Source organism: Deltaproteobacteria bacterium (assembly GCA_009692615.1).
Taxonomy (GTDB): domain Bacteria; phylum Desulfobacterota; class Binatia; order UBA9968; family UBA9968; genus DP-20.
In genome coordinates this window covers 1-15,253 of record SHYW01000123.1, presented here as the reverse complement: position 1 = coordinate 15,253, position 15,253 = coordinate 1, and the positions used below count along the sequence as shown (strand labels likewise).

Below are 15,253 nucleotides of genomic sequence, written 5' to 3'. Positions count from 1 at the left end.
AACGACGCACACACTTCGCCTATATCGAACCAACTCCAACAAGGTGGGGTTCCGCTATGGCCAGGTTTCTAACTTACGACCTCAACCCAACGCACTACCCTGACATAATCGCGTTGCTGTTAACATGACATATTGACGTTGCCACGACACAATTTTTTATTTCTCAACCGCTTAGGTTGACCCTTTCATTCACGCCTTGGTAGTATCCCGGTGATTCTTCGGCAGAGTCGGTTCATGACGATCATTACCAAACTATTCCTATGGGCATCGTTGATATTCCTCAGCAGCACGACGGCGCGCGCCAACAATCACGAGCCGACCATCGAAGCCGCCAAAAAGGAAGGCTCGCTGGTTCTCTATACTTCGATGACCGTCGAGCAAGCGCAGAAACTCAACGACACTTTCAAAGCACGCTATCCATTTTTGCAGATCAGTATGTTCCGCGCCGTGGGCGAGCGGCTGCTGACCAAGATCATGACCGAAGCCCAGGCCGGCAAGTTCGACTTCGATGTCGTGCAGTCGGCGGAGACCCAGGCTTATTTTCTCAAGAAACGAAATCTGCTGGGAAAATATTTTTCGCCGGAAGCAAAAAATCTGCAAAAGGGTTTCTTCGATCCCGAAGGTTTCTGGTCCGCCGTGTACATGATGCCCAACGTCATCGGCTACAACACGCGCATGCTCACGCGCAGCGAGGTGCCGCGCTTGGACAACGATTTGATCAATCCCAAATTGCGCGGCAAAATTGGCATGGACCATACCAAGCCCGAATGGTTCGCCTGGAAAATGAAACGCATGGGCGAAGACAAGGGACTCGCTTACATGCGCCGACTGGGCGCCCAAGAGTTTCGTCTCTATGCCGGCCAGACGATTCTTACCGGCCTGCTCGCCGCCGGCGAGTTTCCCCTGGTGCTCAACACCTACATTCACAACGTCGAAGATGCCAAGCGCAAAGGCGCGCCGGTGGACTGGGTCGCCCAGGACCCGGTGTTTACGAAATTCCAGCCGATCGCCGTCGGCGCCAAGGCGCCCCATCCCAACGCCGCCAAACTGTTCATCGATTTCATGCTCTCCGACGAAGGGCAAAAAATCATCGTCTCCTTCGGCCGCATGCCGACGCGGCGCGGCGTCACCAGCATGGTCCAGGGCGCCGACAAATTGACTTACGTCATCGACGAGTTCAGCGCCGCCGACGACTACAACAAAAACTACGAACAGTTTCGGACGCTATTTTCCGCGCCCAAATCCTAAGGAGCATTTTATAAATGAGACCCACACCGATCAAATGGCCCAACGACGCGAAGATCGCCGTCAGTTTTTTCGTCGCCTTCGAAACTTTTGACAAGGCCTCGCAGTACCGCCGCGACGGCGACAAAATCGATTTCGCTTCCCTCGCCTACGGCGAATACGGCGGCAAAGCCGGTATATGGCGGATCATGGACGTGCTCGAACGCCACGGCGTCAAGGGCACCATCGACACCAACGGCCGGGTCGCCGAACTCTACCCCGACGCAGTCAAAGAATTAAGCGACGCCGGCCACGAGATCGTCGGCCATGGCTGGGTCAACGACATTTATTTAACCGCCCTCGAAAAAGACGCCGAGATCAGCAACATCAAGCGGACTTTAACCGCCCTGGCGAAAGTCACCGGCAAGCGCCCGGTCGGTTGGGTCAGTCCCGGCCATCGGATCAACGACAACACTTTCACTCATCTGATCAACGAAGGCATCTACTGGACCGGCGATTTGCCCGGCCCCGATATTCCCGAACACCGCATGATCAATTTGAAACCGCTGGTGATCATGCCGCGCTGCGATTACGCCAACGATCACGCGCTGATCTTTCATCCGAAAAATCCCGCGCGCAACTATTTCGACAGCTTCAAGATCGCCTTCGACTATCTCTACGCCGAAGGCCAAGCCGGCGCGCCGAAACTGATCGACGCCCTGGTGCACGCGCACATCGGCGGCCGGCCCAACATCATCGGCGTGTTCGAGGAATGCATCCGCTACGCGAAAAGCTTCAAAGACGTTTGGTTTTGCACTAAAGGCGAGATCGCCAAGTGGTATCTCGATCACTACGTCAACAAAAGCTAGGGAGACGATCGCAGCCATGACCATCAGCGAAAAATTTCTTAGCGGTCTGAAGTCGAACCAACTGCTCTTGGAGTTCAAATGGGATGAATGGCTCGCCATCCCACCGCCCTACCCCGACGGCAACTTTCATTCTCAAGAAGTCACCACGCGCTATAACCGTAACGGCTACGACTGGGACATGCACGGCACGCTCTACACGCCGGAAAGAGAAATCGATAGTAAGCGCGCCTTGGTGTTTTTTCACGGCGGCGCCGCCAGCGAAAAGATCATGGATCTGACACCGGACGGCCGGCCCGGTTTGGCGCGGGTGCTGGCAGCGCAGGGATTCAAAGTGTTGTCGCTCACCTATCCCGGCCATTATCCGCCTGGCGGCGTGTGGAAAATTCCCGTGCCCGAGCGCCAACCGATCTATCTGCTCGACCGCGAGCTTGCGCCGGCGGAAGTTCTCGACCGCAATTTGAAATGCACTTTCAACGTCATTCTCCAGGGTGCCGGCCTACTCACCGACCGACATCTCGCCAGCCGAGAGATCATCGGCTTCGGCCACTCCACCGGCGGGCCGATGGCGGCGCACCTGACACGCTTTTCCAAGCAAACCAAAGTCATCGGCATCGTCGGCTTCGGCAGCGGCGGTCCGGACGGTTGGCGGATGGAATGGCGCGAAAAAACCGGCGCCGAGAAGTATTCGGAAAAACCCATCGATCATATTTCCCGCCGCTCGCCGGACTCGTTTAAAAATTCCGGCTACGTCGATCCCGAGGACTTAACGCCCTGGGGCGGCGCCGACGACTACATCCGCCTGGTCACGCCGCTGCGCTCGCAGATGAAAATTAGTCTGTGCGACAACCAGCACAACGCGGCGGTGGGAATCTTGGAAGAGTACCCGAAACGCACCGGCTTGCCACGCGAAGAATATTTCGATCACTTGCAGGAGCCGAACAGCGGTTGGTTGAAATCCATCCGCGTCCTGCTAGTCGCCGGCGAAAACGACAAAGGCCATTGGGTCAACGGCGGCGCGCCGCTAGAAAACAAACGCGAGATGTTCATGGCCGCGAAGTACGCAGCTACGACCCGCGGCGCTCACGTCGTGTTGATTCCGCGCTACGGTCACGTCGGCTACGCCGAACTTTACAACGAGAAGATCGCTTACCTTTGGCTGTGGGCCTATAAGGTAGGTTACTTCGACAGCTAAACTTGCTTCAAGGAGGATTTCCTCATGCTGTGGCAATTCTTGTTATGCGTTCTCGTCATGAATTTTTTGCCGGCTGAACGCGCTGAAGCCGCTCAGGCCAAGCCGCCGACAACCGCCGAACTAGCTCTCTATCAAGGCAAAGATCGCGATAAAGTTCTTCTCGACGGCGCCAAAAAAGAAGGCCAGGTCACGTTCTACACATCGAACACTTGGATGGCCGGCCATGTGTCCCAAGAGTTCGGCAAAAAGTATCCGTTCATCAAGACCAACATCTATCGCAGCGATTCGAAGGAACTGCTCAAGCGTTTGACCGAGGAAGCCGCCGCCGGTCGGCAGATTGCCGATGTCGTCGAGACCAGTCCTGACTATATGGCGCTCTTGCAGGCGGACAACTTGTTTCAAGAAGTCCATTTGCCCGAGATCAACCGCTACGATGACGAAGCGAAGCACAAAGGCAAAAAAGGCGTGCTCTATTGGAACAGTCGCGAGCTTTACATCAGCATGGGATTTAACACCAAAGCGATTCCACTCGCTGAAGCTCCCAAGACCATGAAAGAGCTGCTCGACCCGAAGTGGAAGAACAAGATGACCATCGCCGGCACGACGACCGGGACGCAATGGATCGGCGCGATCGTCGAGACCTTCGGCATGGAGTTCCTGGAAAAGTTGGCGGCGCAGAATATCAATGTCCAGAATATTTCCGGCGCCGCGCTCGCCGAATTGGTGTCATCGGGCGAAGTACCGCTATCGCCGACGATTTTCAACTCGAACATCGCCGTCTTGAAACAGAAGGGCGCGCCGGTCGAGTGGCGTCCCATCGATCCGGTGATCGGTGCCACCGGTATGTTGGCGTTCGTCGCCAAAGCGCCCCATCCCTACGCCGGGCTATTGTTCGTGGACTTCTTGCACTCGAAAGAAGGGCAAGAGGCGGTCGTCAAAGGCGGTCTCAGTTCGGCGCGCAACGACGTCATCGATCCGGAGATGAAATTCAAAAAAATCTATATCGAAAGCAAATACCCGCCCGAGATCATCGAAAAGAAATTCGCCGAATGGGAAGGCTTGAAACGCAAGCTGTTCATCAGCAAACGCTGAGCTGGTGGAAACGACGCCGATGTTCCGGTCGATCGCCCTATGTCTTCTAGCGTCGCTGTTAATCGGAAATGAACCGCATGCAGCCCAAAGCGCGGCACAATCCAACAAACCAGTTCTGGCGAAAATCCGCATCAGTCAGTCCGCGGTCAACACGCGCTCGGCAATACTTTGGATCGCCCAAAGCCAGGGATTGTTTGCCAAGCATGGCCTCGAAGTCGAGACCATTTATCTGCGCAGCAGCAATTTGCAAATGGCGGCCATGGCCACCGGCGATGTGCAATTCGCCAGCAGCGGCGGCGCGCCAGTGCTATCGGCGGTTGCCGGCGGACAGGATTTGAAGATCGTCGCCAGCCCAAGCAACCGTCTGGCCTACGACGTAGTCGTGCGCCCGGAAATCAAAGAAGCCCGCGATCTGCGCGGCAAACGCTTTGGCGTCACCAACATCGGCGGCACAACGTGGATGGCGGCGATTCTCGCTTTGGAACATTTGGGCCTCGATCATCAGCGCGACCAGATTCGCATCAACGCCCTCGGTAACCAGACGATCCTCGCCCAAGCGGTTGAAGCGGGAAATATCGACGCCACGCTGCTCGACCCGTTTTTGAGCCGGCGGCTCAAACAAAAAGGCTTGTCGGTGTTGATCGATCTTTATCGCGCGAAGATCCCGTTCATCAACACCAGCCTGATCGTCAATGGTGCTTATCTCAAGGGAAATGCCGAGATCGTGGAAAATGTTTTGAAGTCGTTAATGGAAGCGCAAGCCTTCGTCGGCGCCGCGGCCAACAAACACATCGTGCTGCAAACCATGGCGCGCCAGATGAAGATCGCCGATCCGACGGTCTTAGAAGAAGGTTACCAGGAAATCCTCGTCGGCTTCGAAAGAAAACCCTACCCATCGGTGGAAGGGCTGCGCAACATTCAAAGAATGATGAGCGGCTTGAATCCAAAGGTCACGCGGGTAAAAGCTGAGGACATTATCGAAAGTCGCTTCGTGCGTAAGCTCGATGACAGCGGCTATATCGATAGTCTGTTTGCCAAGTAAAGATGGCACTGAAACTGTCATTCCGAGACGCAGCCGAGGAATCTCGTCTGCGCCCGTCGCTGACAAGACGAGATACCTCACGGAGTTTATCCTGAACTTTGCCGAAGGGTTCGGGATGACAGCAATAGGATCTATGAGAACTAGAAAAACTCTTCGATACTTGCTCTTGCTATCTGCGCTATGGCCAATGCTTTTGCCCGCGGCCCAAGCGCCACAAAAAGCGGTCAAAGTCCGCATCAGTCAGTCGGCGGTCAGCGCGCGCTCCACCGTGCTGTGGATCGCCCAAGAGCGTGGGCTCTTCGCCAAACATGGCGTCGAGATGGAAGTGATCTATCTGCGCAGTAGTCCGTTGCAGATGACCGCCCTGGCCACCGGCGAAGTGCAATTCGCCAGCAGCGGCGGCTCGCCGATGCTTTCGGCGGTGGCCGGCGGCCAGGATTTGAAAATCATCGCGGCTCCGGGCAACCGGCTCACTTACGATCTGGTGGTGCGGCCGGAAATCAAAGAAGCAAAAGATTTGCGCGGCAAACGTTTCGGCATTACCAACATCGGCGGAACGACTTGGATGGCGGCCTATCTTACACTTGAGCACTTGGGTTTAGAGGCGAGCCGCGACCAGATCCGCATCAACGCCATCGGCAACCAAACCTTGCTCGCCCAAGCCGTGGAAGCGGGCAACATCGACGCCACGCTGCTCGATCCCTTTCTCAGCCGCCGTAGCAAGCTCAAAGGCATGACGATCCTGGCGGAACTCTATCGCGCCAAGATTCCCTTCATGAGCACCGCCTTCGCGGTCAACGGCGGTTTCTTACGGGACCATCCCGCGGTGGTCGAAGGCGTGTTGAAGGCGCTGCTCGAAGCCCAAGCTTTCGTCACCACACCCGCCAATCGCAACACCGTCATGCAAACCATGATGCGTCAAATGAAACTCAACGATGTGGCGAGCCTCGAAGATGGCTATCAAGACATGTTGATCGGCTTTGAAAAAAAACCCTACGGCGCCGTCGACAGTCTGCGCAATATACAAAGGATGATGGCGACACTAAACCCCAAAGTCATGAGCGCCAAAATCGAAGAAGTCATCGATAACCGCTTCATCCGCAAGCTCGACGAAAGCGGTTTTATCGACTCGCTCTATGCCAAGGGCCACTAATTTGAATTGGAGAAGCGTTCATGGCGGAAGATAAAGCAAACAGCGCGGACAAACTTTCACAGAAGCTGGCCGACTTTAGCGTGCAGTTTTCATTGCCAAGCGCACCCGCGAAGGCAACCGATAACGCGAAACTCGCGATCCTCGACTGCTTGGGCGTCGCGGTGCTTGCGACCAACCAAGAAGTCGGCGTGAACCTGTTGAAGTTCGCCAACGCCAACACGAGCGACGGTCCTTGCACCATCTGGGGCACGAGCAAATCCGTGACGCCACGCGACGCGGCGCTCATCAACGGCACCCTCGCCCATGGTCTCGACTACGACGATCGCAATCACTCGACGACCTATACGTTAGCGACTTCGTTGGCGGTCTGTGAGCAACTGAATCTCTCCGGCGCCAAGATGCTCGCGGCGTTTGTCGTCGGCCGCGAAGTGCGCAACAGCCTCGATGCGCTGTTCGGCCGGCGCTCCGACGGCATCGGCCCCGGCGCCAAAGGCTGGCACTCCAACGGCATCCTCGGTCCCATCGCCGCCGCCTGCTCGGCGAGCCACGCATTGAGTTTATCGGCGCGAGAAACGCTTGCGGCGATTGGCTTGGCCGCCGGCTCCTGCGGCGCGTTGACACGCGACGGCGGCACCATGGCCAAACCCTTTCGCACCGGCCACGCCGCCGCCACCGGATTGACTTGCGCGCTACTGGCGCAGAGTGGTTTTTCTAGCGACGACACGGCGATTGAAGGGCGCTTCGGCTTGCTCGAAGCGCTAGGACCGATCCCCGACGACATTGTCGCATCCCTCGCGCAAGAGCTCGGCACAAAATTTCATTTGGAAAACGAAATTCGCATCAAACCCCACGCTTCCTGCACGGCAACCCATAACGGTCTTGAGGCGATGTTGCGGCTGGTGCGCCAACACGACCTCAAGCCTGAAGCCATAGAATCGATCGAGTGCGATCAAAAACCCTATCCGCTAGTGCGCCAGATTCCTCAGCGCGGCTACGAGGGCAGATTTAGCATGGCCTATTGCCTGGCCATGGCGCTGATTCATCGCGAACTGAAACCGGGCGACTTCACCGACGCCAATGTGGAGCAGCCGTTAGTGCAACAATTGATGGGCCGCGTGCGCCACACACCGGGCGGGCCGGCGTTGGTGGTGCAATTGAAAAACGGCGCGCGCTTGGAAGAAAAGCTGCAGACGCCGAGCGACCTTCACGGCTGGGACGCGGTGGCGGAAAAATTTCGCGCTGCGACGGCAGGAAGTATCACCACTGCCAATGCGGAAATCGTAATTGACAAAGTGAAGCAACTCGAGTCCGTTGCTTCGATTCACGCGCTCACCGGGGCGCTACGCGTGTAAGAGATATGACGCTCCAAAGAAACTCAACGGCAACAAATTTCCGCAATTCCCTCTCCCTCTGGGAGAGGGCAAGAGTGAGGGCATCTTGTCGGGGCTGCCGGCGGTCGCCCTTGCCCTCACCTCTATCCTCTCCCAGAGGGAGAGGAAGTAAGAATTCTCGGTCATCGGTCCTGCTAACTCTACTAGCGCTGTTAATCGCGTTGATCGTCGCGCGTCCCGCCACCGCGGCGGTGGCGGCGGCAAAAATTCGTCTTAGCCAATCCAACGTCGGCGTCAGCGCCGCGCCGCTGTGGTTCGCCGTGCGCAATGGTTTGTTTCGCAAACACGGCATCGAGGTCGAACCGATCTACGTACGCAACAGCACCATCCAAATGCTGGCGCTGACCACGGGGGAAGTGCAACTGAGTCATACCAGCGGCGTGCCGACGTTGAGCGCGGCGGCTAGCGGTCACGATCTCAAGATCGTCGCCACCTTCAATCACGACGTCTACTGGGATATCGTCAGCCGGCCGGAGTTGAAGTCGATGGACGACTTGCGCGGCAAGGAGATCGGCGTGACCAACATCGGCGGCACCACCTGGATCGGCGCGATTCTCGGCTTGGAAAGTTTCAAGCTCAACCCCGAGCGCGACCGCATCAAGCTGCAAGCCCTCGGCGATCAGACGGTGTTATCCCAAGCCCTGACGTCCGGACGCATCGATGCGATCTTGACCGAACCGTCCTTCACCCGCGAGCTTCGCAAGAAAGGTTTTAACGTCCTCGCCGAACTGTCGCGCGCGAAAATTCCTTTCGCCAGCTCCGGTCTCGTGCTGTCGCGCAACTATTTGCAGCAACAGCCCGAGATCGTCGAAGCGGTGTTGCGCGGCCTCATCGAAGCCACCGCCTTCGTATACAATCCGGCGAATCAAGAAGCTGTGCTGCGCTTTTTCACCGAGCGGTTGAAGCTCTCGGATATCGCCGCGGCCAAGGAAGCGCTGCAGGATCTCGATCGAACTCTGGCGCGCAACCCTTACCCAGGCCTGGACGGGCTGCGAAATATTCAGCGCGTCTTGCGCTATAACCCGAGCGTGGCCAAGATCAAGGCCGAAGATCTGATCGACGAGCGCATTTATCGAAAATTGGCAGACAGCGGTTTTATCGATAGCGTTTACAAATTCGCCAAGAGCAAATAAGCATTAATAGCCAACTCTCAGGAGGCCTATCATTATGGAAGAGCCAAAATTTTTCTCCGCCGATTCTCACGTCAACGAACCGCCCGAAGCTTGGGAGCGTATCCCGAAAAACTTGCGCGCTCATGGCCCGCACTTTGTCCAAGACCCGCCCGGCAAAAAAGGTCTCTACATGGTTTTCGACGGCCATGAACCCGACCCGGTGGGCATGACATTTACCGCCGGCGTTGAGAAAGTCCCCGGCGGCGTGCGCCAGGTGATTGAAAATTTTACCTGGGAAAGTTGGCGCGGCCCTTGGGATCCGGTGGCGCGTTTGAAAGACATGGATCTCGACGGCGTCAAGATCGAAGTGCTCTATCCGAGCATGGCGCGGAATTTTTATAGCTTGCAAGGCGAAGAGACGCCGCTACAAAAGGCCGGACTGCAATCCTACAACGATTGGATGACCGAATACTGCAACACCGCGCCCAAGCGGTTAATCGGCCTGGGGCTGCTTTCCGCCCTCGACGTCGATTGGTCCATGGAGGAGATGAAACGCTGCGCCAAGCTCGGTCTCAAAGGGGTCGTCCTGCCCTCGGGTTTGCCGGATGGAATGTGCTATGGCGACGCGGACTACGATCGTCTTTGGCAGCTCGCTCAAGACATGAACTATCCGATCCATTTTCACATCAACATTCTTCAGGGCAAAGATCGCATGGCCGCGCGGCTGAAAGTGATTTCGAAACTGCAACAGGGGCGCAACGCCCTGCGCCGGACGATCTTGGAGCCGTTGAATCTGTTGACCGATTTGGTTTTCGGCGGCGTTCTCGATCGTTTTCCCAAACTGCCCTTCGTCCTCGCCGAATACGATCTCGCTTGGATTCAGCCGTTCATAAACAAATTGGACGGTTCGTTATTGCGAGCGCGTTCCGAATCTCCCGACTCGCCGACCATCGATGCGCTGCCGAGCGAACAAGTACGGCGGCAAGTCTACGTCACCTTTCAAGACGACCGGGCCGGCGTGCTCGCCGCCGAGTCGCTCAAGATGATCGACAATTATATGTGGGCCAGCGACTACCCACATGGCGGCTCCACCTGGCCGCACTCGAAGGAAGTCAATAAAGCGCAGTTCCAAGGCATCGCCAACGACATCGAACAAAAAATGATTTGGCAAAATGCCGCCAAGTTCTACGGCGTGGCGTAAATCGGCATCGAATAGATTGGGAGAATCGCATGGCTGCAACCGTTCTAATCACCGGCGCCAACGGCTTCATCGGCTCGCATGTTACCAAGTTAATGGAAACCCTTGGCCACAAAGTCGTCGCCATCGACGTCGTGCCGCGGGCGCCGGACCTAGCACTGCTCGGCATCCAAGCGCCAAGCCACATCATGAACGTCACCGACGGCGCGAAATTCCGCGCGCTGTGTGAAAAAGAACGGCCGACGCATATCTTTCACGCCGCCCATCCGCCGCGCGACGAAAGCCCAACGGTAATTGACTACTGTTATCGGGCCATGACCAATATTCTCGAAGCTGCCAAAGATTTGAAAATCCAACGCGTGGTCTACTCCAGCTCGGCGTCAATCTACGGCCAGCTCAGCAAACCGGATGGCGCTCTGGTCAAAGAAGACGACGCCGTGACGATCTATCCGACTTATTTTTATCGCGCGGCAAAGACCGTTTCGGAATGGATGGGCAACTTTTACAAAGAAAAGCACGGCGTCGATTTCGTCGCGCTGCGTTATTCATCGGTCTATGGTCCGGGACTTTATCGCAGCATCCCGCTGGAACTGAAGAAAGGCATCCTCGGCCAAACTTGCCGGCCCTTTCTCACCCGGCCGGTGGACGACTTGATCTACGTCGACGATGTCGCCGACGGCGTCAGCCGCGCCCTGTTCACCCCAGGCCCGCTCAGCAAAGCCTACAACATTGGCCTCGACAAAACTTACGTCAGCGCAGATCTCAAACGTGCGATCGAAAAAGCTCTGCCAAATTTGCAATTCGAAATCGGCCACCATCCCAACGCCGCCGAAGTCGCGCCGCATCGTTTGCGCAATCCGCTCGACATCTCACTGGCGCGAAAAGAGCTGGGCTGGCAGCCGAAGGTTTACTTGGAAGAAGGCATCGCCAAACTCGCGGCGTGGTTGCTGGAACATAAAACCAACTTGAAAATTTAAACGCGACCCGTTGGTCGCCAACGGAGGAGGTTGAACTGTGAAATGCTTCTTTTTCTTCCTTTTACTCATCGCGCTAGCGTCGTCAAAAACTTTCGCCGCCAGCGCGCCGATGACCGTGGCGCAGATCGCCCTGTACCAAGGCGCCGGCCGGGAGAAAATTCTCATCGATGGTGCCAAAAAGGAAGGCCAGCTGGTTCTCTACGACTCCCACACCTGGTTCAAAACCTACGTCAAAGAGTTTGAAAAGAAATATCCCTTCATTGCGGTTTCCGAGTGGCGCAACGATTCGAAAAATATCATCCGCCGGGCGATGGAAGAGTTCGCCGCCAACAAAGCGATTGTCGATGTCGTCGAAACGACTTCCGAAGGCATGGGGTTGATGAAGCGGGATGGCTTGTTTCAAGAATATTTAACGCCGCAAGCGCGCTTTTATCCCGACACCGTCAAAGCCAAAGGCAAGTTGGGGGTTTACTATCTCGGCGATCGAGAAACCTATAATAGTTTAGGATTCAACCCAACCCTGGTAGCGCCGAACGAGGCACCGAAGACGCTCAAGGATCTGCTCGACCCAAAGTGGAAAGGCAAGATGGCCATCGTCAGCACTTCCACTGGCGTGCGCTGGATCGGCGCGATGGTCGACGTCATGGGCCGCGACTTCCTCGACAAGATGGTCGACCAAGAACTCAAAGTCCAAGACATGTCCGGCGCCGCATTATCCGGACTGGTCGCGTCGGGCGAAGTGCCTTTGTCGCCGACCATCTTCGACGCCGATGTCACCGTTGCCAAACAGAAAGGCGCGCCGGTGGAATGGCGCGCCCTGGAGCCGGTTACTACGACCGTCGGTTATTCGGCCTTGTCTTCAAAAGCGCCCCACCCACACGCGGCCATGCTATTTCTCGACTACGTGCATTCAAAGGAAGGTCAACTGTTGATGATGAAAGGCGGGCTTTGGTCGCCACGAGACGATGTCGGAACCCGTGAGCAGAAGTTCAAGAAAATCTACCTGGACGAGAAATACACGCTGGAAGAACTAGAAAACAAGTTTTCCCAATGGGAGAAGCTGATGCGCCAGCTGTTCGTGGCGCGAAAATAGCGATTTGCCACGGCGAATCGGATGCGCTACTTAATCGCTAAAGCTGAAGGAGACATACCGTGCCAAAATATCCACGAATCGGGTTGTGCCGCGCATCGTTAGCCGGTTTCATTTTCTATCTTCTCTCAGTGCCGCAAGTCCTTGCCGCGGCTGCCCCTATGTCGATTCCTCAGCTCGCGCTTTATCAAGGCGCCGATCGCGAAAAGATTCTCATCGACGGCGCCAAAAAAGAAGGCGCGTTCATGCTCTACGGCTCGCACAGCTGGTATCGCACCATGGCCAAAGAGTTCGAGAAAAAATATCCGTTCTTGAAAGTCAATGATTATCGCGCCGACGGACGCACTTTGATCAAGCGCTCGGTTGAAGAAATCAAAGCCGGCCAGTACATCGCCGATGTCATCGCCACCACCGGCGAGCAGATGGACGCCATGAAGCGCGAGGGGATTTTCCAGGAACATCACGTTCCGGATGCCCGTTATTATCCTGAAGATGTCAAAGTCAAAGGAAAAAATGGTTTCTATTATGTCGGTCATTACGAGACCTACGTGAGCTTGGGTTTTAACACCTCGCTGATACCGATCGCGGAAGCGCCAAAATCGATGCTGGATCTGTTGAACCCGAAATGGAAAGGGAAGATGTCGATCGTCAATACCTCGACGGGAACGCGGTGGATTGGCAATACGCTGGAGACTTTCGGCCGTGACTACCTCGAAAAAATGGCCGACCAAGATATGAAAGTACAAAACATGGCGGGCGCAGCTCTTTGCGGCTTGGTCGTCTCCGGAGAAGTGCCGCTATCGCCAACGATCTTCGATGCCAACGTCACCCAGGCAAAACAAAAAGGCGCGCCGGTGGACTGGCGGCCGTTGGAACCCGTAGTCACCACGGTTGCTTACTCAGGGTTGACGGTAAAGGCGCCGCATCCCCATGCCGCGTTACTCTTCATCGATTGGATCCATTCCAAAGAAGGCCAGCAACTGATGATGAAAGGCGGCCTGTGGTCGCCCCGCGACGACATCGGCTCGCTGACGCAGAAGTTCAAGAAATCCTACCTCGACGAAAAATACGGCGTCGACGAAGCCGAAAAAAAATACGCCGAGTGGGACGGGCTGATGCAGAAACTTTTTATCAGAAGGAAGTGAATGCTATCGCACAAGGCTCTTAGCTTCGACCTACTGGATTGTGATTGGCCGAATTATCCAAGATTGTAGAGACTGTTATGTCTAACCCTGATCTCTTATAGCGATGAGATTACGATCCCGCACTAAAAAATCAATTTAGGCAACAAACCGGTAAGACCTGGCCCGTACTCGGTAACTCTGATTCTCTGCCGATTCTCTGATTGATGTGCGGGAAACTCACTAGGATATAGACGCAAGCCATGAATGCAGTCGATTAACGGTAACATATCGAGCGCCAGTACCGCGATACATTGCTACGAGTTCATCCCATCTATCCGATATCTTCCTTTGCCAAATCAATGCCGTGGCACGGTTAACACATCGCAGGGCGATGACGCAATCCGATAGCTGAACTTCGTGTTCGAATTTTATGAACCGCGCAGACCGTCGGGAGGGGACGCCTACCCGAGGAAGAAGTATGACATTGCCTGACACTAATCCGCGTGAAATCTGTCGAGTTCTCTGACGCGGTAGAATACCTTTGGTTAGAGATCGTAGATCGGTAGAATGGATAAAGGGAACGCCTGTGCGGTGAAACTCGGCTTGGAAAAGAGGTAGTCCACCTCGGACAATCTGGACCCCGTTTAATTCCTGAGTTTTTTCAGTTGCAACTGATTGGTCGGTTGCAACAGCTCTCTCTATCTTTATTGTAAGTGCGTTAGCATGTCCTCCGCGAAACGTCGAATTGCGAAGCGAGCGAACGGAACGAAGAGAGTAAAAACGAGATAGAAATCGTCGTGCGTTCTCGTCTAAGTTGGAAAACAGCATAGATTCTGGAACGATCGCGCAGCCAACTACAGGTCGTGCGCGCATTAACACGGTTAAAATATGGCCCATCGCAACGCTGCATCTCCCGCTGAAACCGGCCATATTCACAAAAATTCCTTTTCGTGCCCCCATACTAAACGGAGGATTGAGAAGTACCAAATCACAACCTACGCTTTGACGAGCCGCTCGCGCTCGTTTCCAAGCTGAATTGGCAAGCGCATCCGCATGCGACAAAATCCACGTTGGATGCCTTTTCCTCAAACGCAAAATCGCGGAGGCATCAACATCAATTCCCATACACTGAACATCTGAATATACGTCTCTTGCTGCTGCGAGCAGACTTCCGTCGCCGCATGCGGCATCGAGACAAGTTCCAATGCGTTCTAGGTCGGAAAGCTCGACAATGGATCGAGCCAAGTTCGCCGGCGTATAATACCGGTCTAGATCATAGTGCGACATAGGAGGGCTTCAGCATATAGACATGCATTTGACCGATCCCCGCGGTGCGGCCCGGCTTTCGAATCGGGTTATCATACATTATTTCGGTGGTATCCGGATTGCGCAATGCATAACATATCGCTCCGAGGGCATGAGGCTTGGTACCGATCGGAGCAATATACATGTACTTGTTTCCAGAGTCGCGTTGAATATCTGCAAGAACATCGAAAGCCTCAAATGGGCAACTAGCGGCCGCATATCGCGTATTCGCATGTGCTCGGTACTCGGCTAGGAAATCCTCATTGATCCAACACGTAATCTGCGGATACTCTACTCGAAAACCGGGAACCCCCACAACAGCAAAAACCGTGGGTTGTTGTAGCAAAGTGATTATGTCAGGGGTTAACGGCAACGTAATTATGTCAGGGTGGAAGGATGACAACCCTGACAATGAAAGACGAGAAACGACTAGACATAATTCAACGAGTATATCGCAGCGAGATCACCGTGGTTGAGGCCGCAC

The 15,253-nt window shown here is 55.3% G+C and carries 13 protein-coding genes; 12 read left to right on the top strand and 1 reads right to left on the bottom strand.

Features of this window, described 5'->3' with window-relative positions:
• Nucleotides 1-234: 234 nt before the first annotated feature.
• From EXR70_21770 to EXR70_21715, 12 genes are all read left to right on the top strand, one after another.
• Entirely contained in the window at nucleotides 235-1,248 is a 1,014-nt protein-coding gene (locus EXR70_21770) for an extracellular solute-binding protein (GenBank protein ID MSP41126.1), read from the top strand.
• 14 nt (nucleotides 1,249-1,262) lie between these two features.
• Entirely contained in the window at nucleotides 1,263-2,093 is an 831-nt protein-coding gene (locus EXR70_21765) for a hypothetical protein (GenBank protein MSP41125.1), read from the top strand.
• 16 nt (nucleotides 2,094-2,109) lie between these two features.
• A complete protein-coding gene (locus tag EXR70_21760; GenBank protein MSP41124.1) occupies nucleotides 2,110-3,285 on the top strand; it encodes an alpha/beta fold hydrolase in 1,176 nt (391 codons plus the stop codon).
• A gap of 24 nt (nucleotides 3,286-3,309) precedes the next feature.
• Entirely contained in the window at nucleotides 3,310-4,377 is a 1,068-nt protein-coding gene (locus EXR70_21755) for an extracellular solute-binding protein (GenBank protein ID MSP41123.1), read from the top strand.
• Between the two features lie 19 nt (nucleotides 4,378-4,396).
• Nucleotides 4,397-5,419 carry an ABC transporter substrate-binding protein gene (locus EXR70_21750; GenBank protein MSP41122.1) on the top strand — a complete coding sequence of 341 codons (1,023 nt, stop codon included), beginning with the start codon at nucleotides 4,397-4,399 and terminating at the stop codon, nucleotides 5,417-5,419.
• A complete protein-coding gene (locus EXR70_21745; GenBank protein ID MSP41121.1) occupies nucleotides 5,382-6,572 on the top strand; it encodes an ABC transporter substrate-binding protein in 1,191 nt (396 codons plus the stop codon). The genes EXR70_21750 and EXR70_21745 overlap by 38 nt, the downstream gene beginning before the upstream one ends.
• A gap of 20 nt (nucleotides 6,573-6,592) precedes the next feature.
• Nucleotides 6,593-7,924: an MmgE/PrpD family protein gene (locus tag EXR70_21740; protein MSP41120.1), complete on the top strand. Its 1,332-nt coding sequence runs from the start codon at nucleotides 6,593-6,595 to the stop codon at nucleotides 7,922-7,924.
• A 5-nt stretch (nucleotides 7,925-7,929) separates the two neighbouring features.
• Nucleotides 7,930-9,096, top strand: a complete 1,167-nt coding sequence (locus EXR70_21735; protein MSP41119.1) for an ABC transporter substrate-binding protein — start codon at nucleotides 7,930-7,932, stop codon at nucleotides 9,094-9,096.
• 34 nt (nucleotides 9,097-9,130) lie between these two features.
• On the top strand, nucleotides 9,131-10,276 hold the full coding sequence (locus tag EXR70_21730; protein ID MSP41118.1) for an amidohydrolase: 1,146 nt from the start codon (nucleotides 9,131-9,133) through the stop codon (nucleotides 10,274-10,276).
• Nucleotides 10,277-10,305: 29 nt separating this feature from the next.
• Nucleotides 10,306-11,250: an NAD(P)-dependent oxidoreductase gene (locus tag EXR70_21725; GenBank protein ID MSP41117.1), complete on the top strand. Its 945-nt coding sequence runs from the start codon at nucleotides 10,306-10,308 to the stop codon at nucleotides 11,248-11,250.
• A 37-nt stretch (nucleotides 11,251-11,287) separates the two neighbouring features.
• A complete protein-coding gene (locus tag EXR70_21720; protein MSP41116.1) occupies nucleotides 11,288-12,343 on the top strand; it encodes an extracellular solute-binding protein in 1,056 nt (351 codons plus the stop codon).
• Between the two features lie 158 nt (nucleotides 12,344-12,501).
• Nucleotides 12,502-13,485, top strand: a complete 984-nt coding sequence (locus EXR70_21715; GenBank protein ID MSP41115.1) for an extracellular solute-binding protein — start codon at nucleotides 12,502-12,504, stop codon at nucleotides 13,483-13,485.
• A 219-nt stretch (nucleotides 13,486-13,704) separates the two neighbouring features.
• Here EXR70_21715 and EXR70_21710 read toward each other — a convergent pair whose 3' ends face one another.
• On the bottom strand, nucleotides 13,705-14,751 hold the full coding sequence (locus tag EXR70_21710; protein MSP41114.1) for a hypothetical protein: 1,047 nt from the start codon (nucleotides 14,749-14,751) through the stop codon (nucleotides 13,705-13,707).
• Between the last annotated feature and the right edge of the window lie 502 nt (nucleotides 14,752-15,253).

Excerpts from the sequence above, each read along its gene's own strand:
- EXR70_21770 (MSP41126.1), top strand. The coding sequence starts at position 235 with ATGACGATCATTACCAAACTATTCCTATGGGCATCGTTGATATTCCTC.
- EXR70_21765 (MSP41125.1), top strand. The coding sequence starts at position 1,263 with ATGAGACCCACACCGATCAAATGGCCCAACGACGCGAAGATCGCCGTC.
- EXR70_21760 (MSP41124.1), top strand. The coding sequence starts at position 2,110 with ATGACCATCAGCGAAAAATTTCTTAGCGGTCTGAAGTCGAACCAACTG.
- EXR70_21755 (MSP41123.1), top strand. The coding sequence starts at position 3,310 with ATGCTGTGGCAATTCTTGTTATGCGTTCTCGTCATGAATTTTTTGCCG.
- EXR70_21750 (MSP41122.1), top strand. The coding sequence starts at position 4,397 with ATGTTCCGGTCGATCGCCCTATGTCTTCTAGCGTCGCTGTTAATCGGA.
- EXR70_21745 (MSP41121.1), top strand. The coding sequence starts at position 5,382 with ATGACAGCGGCTATATCGATAGTCTGTTTGCCAAGTAAAGATGGCACT.
- EXR70_21740 (MSP41120.1), top strand. The coding sequence starts at position 6,593 with ATGGCGGAAGATAAAGCAAACAGCGCGGACAAACTTTCACAGAAGCTG.
- EXR70_21735 (MSP41119.1), top strand. The coding sequence starts at position 7,930 with ATGACGCTCCAAAGAAACTCAACGGCAACAAATTTCCGCAATTCCCTC.
- EXR70_21730 (MSP41118.1), top strand. The coding sequence starts at position 9,131 with ATGGAAGAGCCAAAATTTTTCTCCGCCGATTCTCACGTCAACGAACCG.
- EXR70_21725 (MSP41117.1), top strand. The coding sequence starts at position 10,306 with ATGGCTGCAACCGTTCTAATCACCGGCGCCAACGGCTTCATCGGCTCG.
- EXR70_21715 (MSP41115.1), top strand. The coding sequence starts at position 12,502 with ATGTCGATTCCTCAGCTCGCGCTTTATCAAGGCGCCGATCGCGAAAAG.
- EXR70_21710 (MSP41114.1), bottom strand. The coding sequence starts at position 14,751 with ATGTCGCACTATGATCTAGACCGGTATTATACGCCGGCGAACTTGGCT.